A 15,400-nucleotide genomic window follows, 5' to 3' on the forward strand; every position below is an offset into this window, starting at 1 on the left:
AAGGGGCTTGCAATTATCCGCGGTTCCTGTTGACGGTAGCCGCGATCCGCAGGGAATAGAAGCATCATGACCGCACCTGACAAAGTCCGCCAGATCGTTATCGAGAAGACCGCCGACCTGGCGGGGATCAAGCCGGACGAGATCACGGCCGAAACGAACCTCGAAGCACTCGGTCTCGACTCGGCCGATGCGGTGGTGCTGGCCATGGAAGTCGAGCAAGCGACCGGCCGCGAGATCGAAGTCGGCCTGTTTCTGCGTTGCGAAACGATCTCTGACGCAGCCGCCGAGCTCGCCAAGCTGATCGAAGAGGGCGCCGCGCCGCCGGTGGCGACGGAGACGCGCCCGGCTGAATGAGCCAGACTCCAAAGTACTCGATCATCACGACCTGCAAGGGGCGTTGGCACCATCTCGTCGAATCGCTGCCGGCGATGCTTCGTCAGCCGGGTGCCGAGGTTGTCGTCGTCGACTACGATTGCCCGGACGGAACGGCCGATCACGTGGCGCGGGACTTCCCCGCCGCGCGGGTGGTTCGGCTGAAGGGCGTGAGTGGCTTCAATCCGAGCCATGCGCGGAATTCGGGTGCCGACGCGGCGGCCGGCGAGGTCCTGATCTTTGTCGACGCCGATGTGATCATTGCCGACTCGTTCGTGGCCACCGTCGACGAGGCGCTTGAAGCCGGCACCTATGCCAAGCCGCCGCAGCCCAAGGTTCATCACGAGAACTCGTTCCAGGGAACCTGCGTCGTTCACAAGAGCGACTTCGATCGGGTGCTCGGTTACGACGAAGTGCTACGCGACTATGGCGGCGAGGATCTCGAGCTGTACGAAAGACTGATCGCGGCCGGAGTTATGCCGACGATTCTCGACGCGTCGGTGTTCGAGCGCGTTATCGTCCATGACCAAGCCGAGCGCTCGCGATTCTTCGAGAAATCCGCCGACATCGGCTTCATGGTCGGCAAGGTTTATCGGGTCGCGAAGGATATGCTCGTCCGCCTCGACAGAGAGGCCGAGTTGCCACTGCCTCTGCGCCAGCGGCTCTACGACAAGGTGGTTCAGCTTGTCACCAACATGCAGTCGATGGACGAGAAAGAGCTGACGCTGACCGTCAACATCCCCGATCGGGACAGTCACGGCCTACATCGGGCCTGGGAGTTCAACCGTTCGGTCACCCTCACGGTCACGCCGCGGCAGTCGCCAGAGCGGCCTCGGCGCCCGACGCCGATCGATGTCCGCAGCCTGGTGAGCTGAGCGGCCGAGGAACGCCCGAATCGATCCTCAGTCCGCGACAGCCGGGGCCGCCTGTTGCTCAGCCGCCGCGGCGTTCTGGTTCTGCATGATTTCGATCAGCGCTTCGGCCGTGCGCCGGTAGATCGCATTGGCCTTGAGGATGTCGCCGCGCTGCTCGGCCCAGCGGGCTTCGGTCAGTGCTTCCTCTGGCGAGCGCGCCTCGACCCAGTAGTTCGGCGGCAGGCCGACGATGCGGGCATAGCGCAGATAGAACTCCTGCGACCATGGATCGGCCCACCGGCACCAGGGCTTCGGCTGGGGACCGTTGAAATGGAAAATGCCGAGGAAGGTTTCCTGGTCGTAGCGTTCGCCGACGTCGGAGATCCGCTCCCGCCGCAGGATGTTTCGGTTGACGTTCCAGTGGTCGGCGATGGTGTAGATGCTTCCTGCGAGGACTGTGTTGAGCGTGTCCTGATCGGCCAGAATCGTCTGCCGATTGTTACCGTGTTCGGCAAGCCAGTCGCGGCAACGGGCCGTGGTGTCAGCGCCCCGCCAGGCGTCGCAATTGATCATGAGGACGCCGTTATTGATGTAGGTGTCCGGCTCGGTCGATCCGAGCCGGCGCTTCCAGTCGCGGGCGGCCGGGTCGGATACACCGCCGACGATCATGTCCGGCCGGTACTCCCGCCAGATCGATGATATGTCGATTTGCACGACCAGATCGGTGTCGAGATAGAGCAGGCGGTCGGTCTCGAAGATGTCGGGCAGCAGGAGCCTGAGAAAAGTGCTCCGCGCGATGTACGGATTGGTGAAGACGTCCGGCATGATCGCGTCGGTGACGTGCACGATGGTGATCGCACTTCCCAGCCGCCGCGCCAGCACGTCGAAGGCTGTCACGTTCGGTGTGTCGAGCTCGTTGGCGAGCACGACAATCTCGAAGTCCCTGTAAGGGGCATTCAACAACAGTGAGGCAATCGTCACCCGCGTCGGGAAGGCGTAGTTGTCGTCGCAGCAAAGAACGATCGGCGGGCCGCCGGTGAGCCTGTCCTCACCCACTTCCTCCACCCTGAGATGCTCATACTCCGGACGAAGCTTCATGTTGCCATAGCCCCCGTTTTCGCGACCCGTCGAGGCCGAACTTCCACGATGAAGGGCATCCTTAAAGCACTCGGGATCGTTTCGCCATCTCAGAACCGATCGCTTCCGGATAGGCGGCCGCGCGCGCCTGGCTTGATTGTGTTATCCACCCCTCTGGCGCAGCAAAACGGGGATTCGCGGGATGGTCAGCTCCGGGCAAACGCTCGCTCCGAAGACGAGCAGCCAAATACACCTTCGCCGTCAAACCTGCCGGCTGACGGTCATTCCGACCCGGCAGAACGGCGCCTGAGGCGAGCTGCGACCCGTGGATATCCTGACCGCCGCAGGACTGGCGCTTTCGGAAATCGCCGATCCGGCTCGGCTGCTGATCCTGTTCCTCGGCGTTCTGGTGGGCCTTGTTGTCGGTCTCGTCCCCGGTATTGGCGGGCTCACGGCGCTCGCCGTTCTCATCCCCTTCACGTTTTCGATGGACCCGTTCTCCGCAATGGCCCTGCTCATCGGCATGGCTGCGGTGGTCCCAATGTCCGACGTCATCCCTGCCGTGTTCTTTGGCGTGCCGGGCACCGTTGGTTGCGCCGCGACGGTGCTGGACGGGCACCCGCTCGCCAAGAAGGGCCAGGCCGCCCGGGCCCTCGGGGCGTCTTATAGCGCCAGCACCCTTGGCGGTTTGTTTGGTGCAGTGCTTCTCGCGGTGTCGATTCCGATCCTGCGGCCGGTCATGCTCTCCCTCGGCACGCCGGAACTGCTCGGCTTCTGCATCTTTGGGCTCTCCATGGTGGCGGCGCTGAGCGGCGGACAGCCGTTGCGCGGCATGACCGCCGGCGGGCTCGGTCTGCTGATCGCGATGGTCGGCGTCGATCCGCAGGCCGGTATCGAACGCTGGACGGCCGGCTCCCTGTACCTCTGGGACGGCCTTCCGATTGCCCCGTTCACGCTTGGCCTCTTCGCGGTGCCCGAGTTGGCGGCGCTGATGATCGCCCGCACGCAGATTTCGCAGAGCGCCGGCGACCGTGGTTTCTCGCTCTCGGGCCAGGCGCGCGGGCTGACCGACGTCCTGCGGAACTGGTGGCTGATGTTGCGATGTTCCTGGATCGGCGCGGCGCTCGGTGCGGTGCCGGGGATGGGGGCGTCTGTGATCGACTGGATCGCCTACGGCCATGCGGCGCGAACCGAGAAGAATACCGAGACATTCGGGACAGGGGATATTCGCGGCGTGATCGCGTCGGAATCCTCTAACAATGCCCGCGAGGGCGGGGCGTTGATCCCGACCATCGCTTTCGGTGTGCCGGGCAGCGCATCCATGGCGTTACTCCTTGGGGCGTTCCAGATTCATGGATTGGTCCCGGGTCCCGATATGCTCACCCGTGACCTCGATGTCACCTACGTGATCATCGGCAGCCTGGTGATCGGCACGATCGTTGGCGCGCTGATCTGCGTCTTCGCCAGCGGCTATCTCGTCAAGCTGGTGGACATTCGATATTCGATCCTGCTGCCCATCGTACTGGGCCTGGCGCTGGTCGGTGCCTATGTCGGCGGCCAGCACGCCTGGGCCGACATGGTGGTCGTCATCGGTGCCGGTTTGCTCGGTTGGCTCATGCGCGAGCTTGGCTGGCCTCGCGCGCCGCTCATCCTCGGGCTGGTGCTCGGCGATCTCGTCGAGCGCTACCTGTTCATCTCCATCCAGCTTTACGATTTCGCCTGGGTTTTCCGGCCCGTGGTCCTGCTCATGCTGGCGCTCGCCGCCTACGGTTTGTACCGCCCGATGCGCAACCTGGTTGCCGGAACGATCGCTGCTCTGCGCCAGCGCGGTACCGGGCTCACTTTCGGTCGCCAGGCATGGTTCAGCTTGGGCTTCATCCTGGTTCTGGTGGCGGCCCTGGTCATCTCGCACGATTGGCCATGGCGGGCGCGGATAGCGCCACAAAGCGTAGCGATCGCGGCCCTGTTGTTCGCCGTCGCCAATCTTGTCGTCGAGGTGATGCGTGGCCGCGTCTACGGGACGGCTCAAGCTGGTCTCGGCCCAAGCGGCACAGCGAACAATCCGGCCGAGGCGGCGCTGCCAGACTCGGTCGTCTATGGTCGCGGTCTTGTCTATTTCCTCTGGCTGGCCGGGGTCGTGGCAACCGCTTGGCTGATTGGCCTTTTGCCGACGCTGTTCGGTTATGGCATCGCCTTTGCGCGCGTCGAGGGTCGCGAAAAGTGGCGCACGGCCATCGTGCTCGGGACCGGGCTGGCGATCGGCTGTTGGCTATTGTTTGACCAACTCCTGGGTGTTATCTGGCCGCGCAGCGTGCTCGGCGGCGCGTTCCCGGATATTCGCCACGCGTTGGGCGGGGTGTTATGAGGCGCGAAGTGCTCCAGAGTCCGGGTGGATGTCGCTTGCCCGCAAGATATTGCTATCCTGCCGATTAGTGATGAAGGGGTGGCCAAGACAGTGTCCTTAGCCGAGACGATTGCCGTCGAGCCGCTGACCCTGGCTGATCTGGACCGAGGACTGTCGGTTCCCGAGCGGTTCGCGTCCATTGTGCGGGCGTATGGCGATCGCCCGGCCGTCACGACCAGAACCGAAACGATCACCTATGCCGACCTGGACCGAATGGCCAATCGGCTGGCGCATCGTTTGCTGGAGCACGGAGAGGCGCAGAGCCGGATCGCGTTGCTGATGGAGCCCAGGATCGCGATGTATGCGGCGCTGCTTGGCACACTGAAAGCCGGCAGGACCGCGATTGTCCTCAATCCGGATGACCCGCCAGAGCGCCTCAGACAACTCTGTGATTATGCCGGTATCAGCGCCATTCTTGTCGACGACCAAACGGCCGCCTTGGCGACTGCGGCGATGGGCGAGAGCGTCCCGTCACTGCGCTTGGATGAGGTTTCAGTCGGTGGGAAGTCTTCCGATCCGTCGCTGCCGATAACGATTCAGGATCCCTCGCTTCTCGTCTACACCTCGGGATCGACCGGCAGGCCCAAGGGTGTGCTGAAAAGCCACGGATCGATATTGCGGGTCGCATTAAGCGCCTCAGCGGATGATATGCGGTTCACCGCCGGCGACCGAATCGTGGCGACCACTGCCCCATGGGGGAGCCAGGCGATGAACACAGCGTTCAGTGTGCTCCTCAACGGGGCGACGCTGATGCCGTTTCCGGCGGCTCGACGCGGTGTGACGGGCCTTTCCGAATGGCTGACGGAAAGCGACGCGACCGTTTTCATGACATCCAGTTCGCTATGCCGGCATTTTCTGAAGACGTTGGGCGAGGGGACCACCTTTCCGGGGATCCGGTTGGCGCGGGTCGGCGCGGACGCCGCGACATGGGACGATATCTCGGCCTTGTGGCATCGTTTCCCGAACGCCGAGGTCTTGACCAGCCTCGGTGCGACGGAGACCAGCACAATCGCCCTGAAGGCGTTTTCGCCGGGCTGCGACCGATTGACCGCAAAGCCGCCGGTCGGGCGGCCGACCACTGGCTTGAGCGTTCGCATCGTTGACGAGCAAGGACGGGACTGCGCGCCGGGCGTCATTGGAACCGTTGAGGTCCGGTCACGTTTTTTGGCGCTCGGTTATTGGCGGGATCCCGAACTGACCAAACGAACGTTCTCGGATGAACCCGACGGCACACGCGTCTTTCATAGCAGCGATCGGGCCTATTTCACCGACGATGGAGCAATCGTCCTCGAAGGCCGTCGCGATACGGTCGTCAAGATCCGCGGTTACAGCGTGAATCTGGGTGAGGTTGAGGACGCGGTCGCGAAGATACCGGGCATCGGCGAAGCGGCGGCGGTCGTCACGGAGCGCACCGGCGATGAGCCGTTCCTCCTCGCATATGTTTCACCGCTTCCAGGGCTTTCGATCACGCCACACAAGGTCCGCGCCCTTGCGCGGGAGCATCTGCCAGGACATCTCACCCCCGGCAAGTTCGTTTGTCTCGACATCTTGCCACGTGCGCCAAACGGGAAGGTAGATCGCGTCAAGCTTCGCGAGTGGGCTGTGCTGGACCTCGCTCGTGATGCGAACCCACCGGTCACGGAAACGGAGCGTCTGCTCGTGGCGCTTTGGAAGGACGCGTTTCAGGTCGAGGAGGTCGGTCGCAGTTCGGACTTCTTTGATCTCGGCGGCGACTCGCTGATCGCCGCCGTCATCGGAGCTGGCATCCACAAAGTGACCGGAGTCGAATTGCCGCTCGGTGTCTTGCTCGATCACCCGGAACTGAGCGCGCTCGCCACTGCTATCGACGCGCGCCGGTCCGTTTCCGATTCGGAGGAACATCCGCTGGTCGCGGGACTTGCCGACGGCAAGGCTCCCTTGACCGATCAGCAGATGTTGTTCTGGCCACGCTCGCCGATGGCTGCGCAGCGCGGCACCCGATCGACCACCATGTGGATGACCGGCCCGCTGGATGTATCCGCGTTCCAGTCCGCGCTGGATGACGTTGTCGCTCGACACGCGATGATGCGAACCCGCTTCGTGGAGGAGGCTGGCGAGCCGATCCAGGTGATCGACCCGGTGTCGTCGGCGCCGTTGAAGGTCATCGATTGGTCAACGAAGGACGATCGGGGCACGCGCCTGGAAGCGCTCCGCGTTGAGGAAAGGGCGCACGCCTTCGACTTCAAGGCCGGGCCGCCTCTGCGTTTCGTTTTAGTGCGGCTTGGGCCTGACCGGCACGCCTTCATTCGATCGAGTAATCACATCATCAGCGACGCCTTGTCCTGGCCGATCTTTTTCCGGGATCTGAATATCGCTTACGAAGCGCGGACGAAAGGCGCGTCGCCGTCGTTCACGCCGTTGCCAGTGCAGTATGCCGATTACGCTGTCTGGCAGAGCCGCCGTCTGAGCACAGCCACTCGAGATAACGACTGGTGGAAGGCCCGCATCGCCGGCGCTGATTTGCCAGCCGATAGATGGCTCCAGCCCTATCTTCGCCGTAAACCCTCCGCCGCCGCGTCCCCCGACGATATGCGACAGGTTCGGGCGATCGATGCTGTTACCGCGTCGCGTCTTGACGCCGTGGCCACTGAGGAGGGCCTCACATATTACGCCTCGCGAGTCGCGACCACCGTTCCGGTTGTCGCGCTGATCGCTGGCTGTCGGTCTGCGTTGATCGGCGGCGTCGCTACTCGGCGCGACCGCTCTGAGTTGCTTGATTTGTTCGGACCGTTTGCCGCTCTGACCGCTGAGATTTTCTCTTACGATCCGGCAGCAACCTTCCGGCAGCATCTTCGAACGATCAGGCGCCAGCTCTATGAGACGCATGGCGCAAGCGATCGGCCGTGGCTGTCTATCTATCAAGAACTCCGCGCCGACGGCTTTGCCGTTCCGCCCATCATTGTGCGCATTCAGGTAGCGACGCCACGGCCTCAGCCTCGTTTGACCGGTCTCGATCTCGCATTCGATGACCGACGCCAGCGTGGGGTACCCCCGCACATAATCATCGACTTTGATCAGGCCCACGAGCAGCATCGCTGCAGGATTGATTTCGACGCCCGTATCTACGCACCGGCAGGTATGCGTGACCTTGCCGATCGCATTGCTCGCTTCGCGGAAGCTGCCGGTGAAGCTCCGGATGAAACGATCGGCCGGCTGATCGAGTCGGCCGGTGTTGCTCGGGACCTACCGGAGCCCAACTCGCTCTGACGTTCGGCCGGCGGCTACTCGTCTGAGCTAACGACCTCTGTGAGCACATCAACAACTTTCGCCGGTGCCTCAAGCACCGACGCGACAATGCTCGCCAGCTCTTCTCCGGAAACGGAATCGGTTGGCAAGTTCCTTCGATTGGCGTCTTCCAGGTAGTCCGCATCCCGCAGCATCTGGTCGAATGCGGCGCGATAGACACCTAGGGTCTCATCCGCCATCCCAGGCGGTCCTGCCAGGCTTCGTCCGATCGAACCGGCAGCCGCGAGCAGGCGGAGAACTGTTTCATCGCCCTTGTTCTCAGCGAACTCTACCAACGCGGGGACCTCGGGGTATGAATCACTGCGTTCAAGCGAAAGCTGCCACAGGAGGTTGATTTTGTTGTCGGGTAGCCAATCGGGATGGGTTCGCTCCATGACGGAGGTGTTTATCGTTGTGGCGTCGACTTCGCCGCGTTCCATAGCCAGGACGCCCTCGGCGGTACCCTTGTATCCCTCAATCACTTCGAACTTGGTCTCGATGAGGGCGTTCAGTGTCCGTGGAATGATGCTCGACATTGCGGTGCGACCCGAGGCCGCGACAGTGGTCATGTGCTCCTTCGCTTCCTCGACGGATTTGGCCTCGGCCGTGTGCCAGGTTGCGACGCCTGTGACGAGGGTTCCAAGTCGGCCAATGAACGTGAAGTCCTCTGCCGTCACGCCGTCGGGAAGATTGCCCACGACGCTGTCGAACACAATGGTCGCGGGAATGACACTGATCACCGTTCCGTCTGTCGGAGCGGCTTCGGCGAGGAAGCCGACGGACCGTCGTCCCCCGCCACCGGGCATGTTTTCGACGATGACGCTCGGATTTCCGGGGAGGAAACGGCCAAGATGGTCGGCAGCCAGGCGGCCGAACGCGTCATAGCCGCCGCCGGCACCGAACCCGACGACGACTGTCACTGTCTCACCCGAGAAGTCGACGTCCGCGTTGGCCGGGGTGATACCCGAGGCGGCAGTGGCGGCGGCCAGAAGGCCGGCGGCGAGAATATGACGGCGGGTTTGATAGATGATCATTGATCCATCCGTTTTTATGTCTGACACGCCTTGTCGCGCTATGGATATTGCTGCTGCGTAGCAGCCCGATGATGTCGACCGCAACCACCCTTTTTCCCGTGTATTCGCTGAGGGGAACGAATCGATAACGATGCCTGATGGAATGCCGGTCGTTGACCTGTCGCGAGGCGATGATCGGGCCATCGCACAAGTGCTTGGACGTGCCGCGCGGGAGGTCGGGTTCTTCTTCGTCTGTAACATCGGCGACGCGCTGATGCGCTGGACCAATGACGTTACCTCTCGACGGCGCATGTCGCTTTCCCGCAAGATATTGCTATCCTGCCGGTTAATGATGAAGGGGTGGCCAAGACAATGTCCTTAGCCGAGCCGATTGCCGTCGAGCCGCTGACCCTGGCGGATCTGGACCGGGGACTGTCGGTTCCCGAGCGGTTCGCGTCTATTGTGCGGGCGTATGGCGATCGCCCGGCCGTCACGACCAGAACCGAAACGATCACCTATGCCGAGCTGGACCGAATGGCCAATCGGCTGGCGCATCGTTTGCTGGAGCACGGGGAGGCGCAGAGCCGGATCGCGTTGCTGATGGAGCCGAGGATCGCGATGTATGCGGCGCTGCTTGGCACGCTGAAAGCCGGAAGGGTCGCGATTGTCCTCAATCCGGATGACCCGCCAGAGCGCCTCAGACAACTCTGTGATTATGCCGGTATCAGCGCCATTCTTGTCGACGACCAAACGGCCGCCTTCGCGACTGCGGCGATGGGCGAGAGCGTCCCATCGCTGCGCTTGGATGAGGTCTTAGTCGGTGGGGAGTCTTCCGATCCGTCGCTGCCGATAACGATTCAGGATCCCTCGCATCTCGTCTACACCTCGGGATCGACCGGCAGGCCCAAGGGTGTGCTGAGGAGCCACGGATCGATATTGCGGGTTGCGTTGAGCATGGCCGCGGACGGCATGGGGATGACCCCTGGTGACCGCGTCGTGGCGACCGGTGCTCCATGGGGGGCCCAAGCCTTGAGCACCGCGTTCAGCGCCTTCCTCAACGGCGCGACGCTGATACCGTTTCCGGCGGTTCAACGCGGCGTGACCGGGCTTGCCGATTGGCTGGCGAAGAGCGGCGCGACGGTCCTCATCGCATCCAGTTCCCTTTGCCGGCATTTCCTAAAGACCTTGGACGAGCAGACTATTTTTCCGGGAATTCGGTTGACCCGAGTCAGTGCCGACGCCGCCACCTGGGACGATATCTCGGCTTTGTGGCATCACTTTCCAAACGCACATGTCTTGACCAGCATGGGGGCGACGGAGACGGGCACGATCGCTCAGCGCGCGTTTCCGCGGGGCTGTGATCGATCAACGGAAAAGCCTCCAGTCGGTTGGCCGACCACCGGCTTGAGTGTCCGTATTGTTGATGACCACGGAGAGGATTGCCCACCGGGCGTCTTTGGCACGCTCGAGATGCGGTCGCGATTTCTCGCACTTGGCTACTGGCGCGATCCCGAGCTGACCGAACGAACCTTCTCGGACGATGCCGACGGTAGGCGAATCTTTCACAGTAGCGATCGCGCCTGTTTCAGTGACGATGGAGCAATCGTCCTGGGCGGCCGTCGCGATACGGTCGTCAAGATCCGTGGTATCAGCGTTGACTTGATTGAGGTGGAGGAGGCTGTCGCGAGGGTGCCGGGCATCGGTGAAGCGGCGGCGGTCGTGACGAAGCGGATCGGCGGTGAACCGTTCCTCGTAGGGTACGTTTCACCGCTTCAGGGGCTTTCGCTCACGCCGCATAAGATCCGCGCTCTGGCGCGGCAGCATTTGCCGGGGCACCTTACTCCGGGCAAGTTTGTTGCTCTCGATGTTTTGCCTCGTGCGCCAAACGGTAAAGTCGACCGCGTCAAACTTCGCGAATGGGCTGCACCGGACGTTGCTCATGACGCAGAGGCCCCGGCCACGGAAACAGAACGTCTGCTGGTGAATCTTTGGAAGGATGCGTTTCGTGTCGAGGAGGTTGGCCGCGGTTCAGACTTCTTTGATCTGGGCGGCGACTCTCTGATCGCCGCCGTCATAGGAGCCGGTATTCACAAGGTGACTGGGGTCGAGCTGCCGCTCGGTGCTTTCCTCGATCATCCGGAGCTGTCCGCGCTTGCGGCTTTCATCGATAATTTGGCAAAGCAGACTCGCGCCGATGCGCTGCCGCTCGTTGCCGATTTGGCGCGCGAGAAAACGCGGCTGTCCGACCAGCAAATGCGATACTGGCTTCAGTCTCGATCGCCAGCCCAGTCGGCCCGCCTGTGGCGCACCAGTTTGTACGCGATAGACGGGCCCCTTGATGTAGCCGCTTTCCAAGCTGCCTGCAGTGATGTTTTCGAGCGCCACTCGATCCTGCGAACACGTTTTGTCGTGGAAGCAGGTAAGCCGCTTCAGATTGTGGATCCGATTGGTGCGCCGCCGTTGACGATCAATCACTTCGCCAATCGAGAAGAAGATGACCTAGTACGGGAGTTGTGGGAGGAGGCCGCCTCATCACCGCCTTTCGACCTCACCGAGGGGCCGCTTGTGCGCTTCGCGCTGGCCCAGCTTGACACGAATAGGCACCTCTTCATCAGATCCAACCATCATATCATCAGTGACGCGCTGTCTTGGCCGATTTTCTTTCGCGATTTGGAGATGGCTTATAGCGCCCGTCTTGACGGCCGATCGCCATTCTTCAAGCCGCTGCCGGTCCAGTACGCGGATTATGCGCAGTGGCAGTATCGGACCAGGAATGCCACCGACACGAACTGGTGGCGCGGTCAAATCGAGAAAATCGACCAGCCGGTGGAAAGGTGGATCAGGCGATACATGCGCGCCAAAGCCGTTAGCAAAACCGCACCGAACGAAGGGCGGATTGCGTGGGGTATTCAGCCCGCTTGCTCAACCCGCCTCGACAGAGTCGCGCGTGAAGCAGCGACGACATATTATGTATCTCGACTAGCCCTAGTCATTCCTGTTGTCGCGCGACTGATAGACACCAAAACCGTCGTTGTTGGCAGTGTTTTGACCTACCGGAACCGGGATGAACTGCTAGATCTGTTTGGGCCTTTTGCTGGTTTGGCCGTTGCCTTTTTCCGATACGAGCCAGACATGACATTCCGGCAACACTTGAGAAGCGTCCAGCAAGGCGCTCTGGAGTCCCATGCTCACAGCACGCGGCCGTGGTTGAATATCGCGGAAGAGCTGCGACGAGAGGGCACAGACGTACCGCCGAACCCGATCTGGGTTCAGGCAGCGACACCGAATCCGCAGCCGCGGCTGCAAGGGCTGACGGTGCAGCCTTGTCCGCCGCCGGACCGCGTGATGCCGCGCGGGGTCGTCGTTCGCTTCGATGAGGCTAACGAGCAGGATGGCTGCGCTATCGATTTCGACGCGCGCGTCTACGCGCCTGCGGGCATACGTGACTTTGCCGATCGTATTGCCCGTTTCGCGGAAGCTGTCGGTGAAACTCCCGATGAACCGATCGGCCGTCTGATCGAATTAGCCGGCGTCGCTCAGGACTTGCCGCAGCCAAACTCGCTTTAGCCTTGGTCGCGTTGATCGGCGGCTAATCGTCCGACTTGACGATCTCCGTGAGAACGTCAACGACTTCCGTCGGCGCCTCAAGTACCGAAACGATAATGCCCGCTAGCTCTTCGCCCGACAGGGAATCCGTGGGGATGTTCCTGCGGTCGGCATCCTCCAGATAGTCTGGGTCGCGCAGCATCTGCTCAAACGCCGTGCGATAGATGTCCAGGGTCTCATCCGCCATCCCCGGCGGTCCTGCCAGGCTTCGTCCGATTGATCCGGAAGCCGAGAGTAGACTCAGAACGGCCGCACCATCCTTGTTCTCGGCGAACTCTACCAGCGCGGGGACCTCCGGATATGCATCGCTGCGTTCCAACGACACCTGCCACAGTAAGTTGATCTTCTTGTCGGGATACCAGTCCGGATGGGTTCGCTCCATGATCGACATGTTAACCTGGCCGCCCTCGACTTCACCGCGTTCGAAGGCGAGGACTATCTCGGCCGTACCCTTGTATCCTTCCACGACCTCGAACTGTGTGCCCGCGACGACGTTCAAGGCACGCGGAATGATGCTCGAGTTCGCCGTGCGCCCTGTTGCGGCGAGGGTCGTTGCCCGTTGCTTTGCGTCCTCCACCGATTTTGTTTCGGCTGTGTGCCACGTCGCAACGCCCACGACGGAGGTTCCAAGTCGACCGATGAAGGTGAAGTCATCGGCGGTGACGCCCTCGGGAAGGTTGCCGACGACACTGTCGAACACAACGGTCGCGGGAATGACTGCGATCACCGTCCCGTCCGTCGGGGCGGCTTCGGCGAGGAAGCCGATGGACCGTCGTCCGCCGCCGCCGGGCATGTTCTCGACGATCACGCTTGGACTTCCGGGCAGGAACCGTCCCAGGTGGTCGGCCGCCAGCCGTCCGAATGTGTCATAGCCGCCGCCGGCACCATAGCCGACGACGATGGTTACGGTCTTGCCCGAGAAGTCGACGTCCGCGTTGGCCGGGGTAATACCGGAGGTGGCGGTGGCCGCTGCCAGAAGGCCGGCGGCGAGAATATGACGGCGGGTTTGATAAACGATCATTGATCCATCCGTTTTATGTCTGACACGCCTTGGCGCACTATGGGTATCACTGCTGCGTAGCAGCCCAATGATGTCGACCGCAACCACCCTTTTACCGTGTACTCGCTGAAGGGGATCGCTCAATGACAATACCTGATGGAATGCCGGTCGTTGATCTGTCGCGGGGCGATGATCAGGCCATCGCGCAGACGCTTGGACGCGCCGCGCGGGAGGTCGGATTCTTCTTCGTCGTCGGCCAACATCGGCGACGCGCTGATGCGGCTCATCTCCAGGAGCGGTTGGCGCGTACCTACGATTTTCTGAATGGCGACGCGTCGGGCGACTGACTCACCACGAGACCGCGATGTACTGGGTTTCGAGGAACTCCATCAGCCCTTCATGACCGCCCTCGCGTCCGATGCCGGACTGCTTGACACCACCGAACGGCGCAGCCGGGTCGGAGACGATGCCTCGGTTCAAGCCGACCATGCCAAACGCCAGCCGTTCCGACAACGTCAGTCCGCGCTTCAGGTCCTGAGTATAGAGATAGGCGGTCAGTCCCTGATCCGTCGCGTTTGCCTTGGCGATCGCTTCGTCCTCGTCGGCGAAGGACTGAAGGACCGCCACAGGTCCGAAGATTTCGCCATGGATGCAGTCGGCGGTGTCGGGCACGTCGGTGAGGACCGTCGGTGGATAGAAGAAGCCGGAGCCCGGCGGAATCGTACCGCCGGTGCGCAGCGTCGCACCCTTGGCAAGCGCGTCGGTGACGAAAGCGTGGACAGTCTCGCGCGCCCTGCTGCTCACCAGCGCCCCGACCGCGACGCCCTTGTCGAGACCGTTACCCATGGCCAGCGCCGCCATTCGGTCGGTGAGCTTGTTAGCAAAGGCATCGTGAACGCGGGCGTCCACCAGGATGCGGTTGGCGGCGGTGCAGGCTTCGCCGATGTTACGCATCTTCGCCAGCATCGCGCCGTCGACCGCCGCATCGATATCGGCGTCGTGGCAGACGATGAACGGCGCGTTGCCGCCGAGTTCCATCGACGGATTAACGATGTTCCGTGCGGCGGCCTTGAGCAGCGTCCGCCCGACCCCGGTCGATCCGGTGAAAGACAAGACCCGCACCCTCATGTCGTCGAGGAGGGAGTCGACCACCGGTCCCGGGTGACGGGTGGGAATGACATTGACGACACCGGGCGGGAGCCCGGCTTCCTCCAGGATCGGCATCAGCGCCAGCATGCTGAGAGGCGTTTCCGAGGCTGGCTTGACTATGACCGGGCATCCGGCGGCGAGCGCCGGTCCGATTTTACGGGTGCCCATCGCCGTCGGGAAGTTCCACGGTGTGACCAGCACCGCGATGCCGGCCGGCTTGTGGTGAACCAGGATACGGGCGTCGGTAGTCGGCGAGTGCATAACCTCGCCGATGTTGCGCACCGCTTCCTCCGCGTACCAGCGGAAGAACTCGGCCGCATAGGTGATCTCGACGCGCGAGTCGGAGAGCGCCTTGCCGTTCTCGAGAGTCATGATCCGGGCAAGCCGCTCCCGGTCGTCGATCATCAGCGTGAACGCCTTGCGCAACACTTCGCCGCGATCACGCGGCGTGCGTGCCGCCCAGTCGGCAAAGGCGGCGTCGGCCGCGTCGAGAGCGGCATGGCCGTCGCCGACACTGGCGCTCGCCACCCGGGCGATGACCGCCTCGGTCGCCGGGTCGATCACATCGATGGTTTCACCGGCCGACCCGTCCCGCCAGACGCCACCGATCGACAGTTGGGTCGGCACGTCTGGCAGGTCCTGTGGCATGGCGTGACGTCCG

The 15,400-nt window shown here is 62.6% G+C and carries 10 protein-coding genes; 6 read left to right on the forward strand and 4 right to left on the reverse strand.

Annotation, left to right across the window (positions count from 1 at the left end):
• Positions 1 to 66 precede the first annotated feature (66 nt).
• Positions 67 to 354, forward strand: coding sequence for an acyl carrier protein (locus ACO076_RS08185; protein WP_421726230.1), 288 nt, complete (start codon positions 67 to 69; stop codon positions 352 to 354).
• A complete protein-coding gene (locus ACO076_RS08190) occupies positions 351 to 1,247 on the forward strand; it encodes a glycosyltransferase family 2 protein (protein ID WP_421726231.1) in 897 nt (298 codons plus the stop codon). Before ACO076_RS08185 ends, ACO076_RS08190 begins: the two co-directional genes overlap by 4 nt.
• A gap of 27 nt (positions 1,248 to 1,274) precedes the next feature.
• Here ACO076_RS08190 and ACO076_RS08195 read toward each other — a convergent pair whose 3' ends face one another.
• Complete coding sequence (locus tag ACO076_RS08195) at positions 1,275 to 2,324, reverse strand: glycosyltransferase family 8 protein (RefSeq protein WP_421726232.1); 1,050 nt, start codon at positions 2,322 to 2,324, stop codon at positions 1,275 to 1,277.
• Between the two features lie 304 nt (positions 2,325 to 2,628).
• Between ACO076_RS08195 and ACO076_RS08200 the strand changes: the two genes are divergently transcribed.
• Positions 2,629 to 4,668, forward strand: a complete 2,040-nt coding sequence (locus ACO076_RS08200; RefSeq protein ID WP_421726233.1) for a tripartite tricarboxylate transporter permease — start codon at positions 2,629 to 2,631, stop codon at positions 4,666 to 4,668.
• A 78-nt stretch (positions 4,669 to 4,746) separates the two neighbouring features.
• A complete protein-coding gene (locus tag ACO076_RS08205; protein WP_421726234.1) occupies positions 4,747 to 7,953 on the forward strand; it encodes an AMP-binding protein in 3,207 nt (1,068 codons plus the stop codon).
• Positions 7,954 to 7,967: 14 nt separating this feature from the next.
• Here the strand turns inward: ACO076_RS08205 and ACO076_RS08210 are convergent, their stop codons facing one another.
• Positions 7,968 to 9,005 (reverse strand): Bug family tripartite tricarboxylate transporter substrate binding protein, encoded by a 1,038-nt coding sequence (locus ACO076_RS08210; RefSeq protein WP_421726235.1) that lies wholly within the window; start codon positions 9,003 to 9,005, stop codon positions 7,968 to 7,970.
• A gap of 339 nt (positions 9,006 to 9,344) precedes the next feature.
• Here ACO076_RS08210 and ACO076_RS08215 point away from each other — a divergent pair, with 339 nt between their 5' ends.
• The gene (locus ACO076_RS08215; protein WP_421726236.1) at positions 9,345 to 12,551 is read left to right on the forward strand and encodes an AMP-binding protein; all 3,207 of its coding nucleotides are present in this window, start codon (positions 9,345 to 9,347) and stop codon (positions 12,549 to 12,551) included.
• Positions 12,552 to 12,573: 22 nt separating this feature from the next.
• Here the strand turns inward: ACO076_RS08215 and ACO076_RS08220 are convergent, their stop codons facing one another.
• On the reverse strand, positions 12,574 to 13,611 hold the full coding sequence (locus ACO076_RS08220; RefSeq protein WP_421726237.1) for a Bug family tripartite tricarboxylate transporter substrate binding protein: 1,038 nt from the start codon (positions 13,609 to 13,611) through the stop codon (positions 12,574 to 12,576).
• A 122-nt stretch (positions 13,612 to 13,733) separates the two neighbouring features.
• On the opposite strand from ACO076_RS08220, the gene ACO076_RS08225 reads away from it, so the two are divergent.
• On the forward strand, positions 13,734 to 13,937 hold the full coding sequence (locus ACO076_RS08225) for a hypothetical protein (RefSeq protein ID WP_421726238.1): 204 nt from the start codon (positions 13,734 to 13,736) through the stop codon (positions 13,935 to 13,937).
• 1 nt (position 13,938) lies between these two features.
• On the opposite strand, the gene ACO076_RS08230 is transcribed toward ACO076_RS08225, so the two are convergent.
• On the reverse strand, positions 13,939 to 15,387 hold the full coding sequence (locus tag ACO076_RS08230; RefSeq protein WP_421726239.1) for an NAD-dependent succinate-semialdehyde dehydrogenase: 1,449 nt from the start codon (positions 15,385 to 15,387) through the stop codon (positions 13,939 to 13,941).
• Between the last annotated feature and the right edge of the window lie 13 nt (positions 15,388 to 15,400).

It is taken from the genome of Bauldia sp., assembly GCF_965232525.1.
In the GTDB taxonomy this organism is placed as follows: Bacteria; Pseudomonadota; Alphaproteobacteria; order Rhizobiales; family Kaistiaceae; genus Bauldia.

Coding starts and splice junctions, on each gene's coding strand:
- ACO076_RS08225 (WP_421726238.1), top strand. CDS start 13,734: ATGACAATACCTGATGGAATGCCGGTCGTTGATCTGTCGCGGGGCGAT.
- ACO076_RS08195 (WP_421726232.1), bottom strand. CDS start 2,324: ATGAAGCTTCGTCCGGAGTATGAGCATCTCAGGGTGGAGGAAGTGGGT.
- ACO076_RS08210 (WP_421726235.1), bottom strand. CDS start 9,005: ATGATCATCTATCAAACCCGCCGTCATATTCTCGCCGCCGGCCTTCTG.
- ACO076_RS08220 (WP_421726237.1), bottom strand. CDS start 13,611: ATGATCGTTTATCAAACCCGCCGTCATATTCTCGCCGCCGGCCTTCTG.
- ACO076_RS08185 (WP_421726230.1), top strand. CDS start 67: ATGACCGCACCTGACAAAGTCCGCCAGATCGTTATCGAGAAGACCGCC.
- ACO076_RS08190 (WP_421726231.1), top strand. CDS start 351: ATGAGCCAGACTCCAAAGTACTCGATCATCACGACCTGCAAGGGGCGT.
- ACO076_RS08230 (WP_421726239.1), bottom strand. CDS start 15,387: ATGCCACAGGACCTGCCAGACGTGCCGACCCAACTGTCGATCGGTGGC.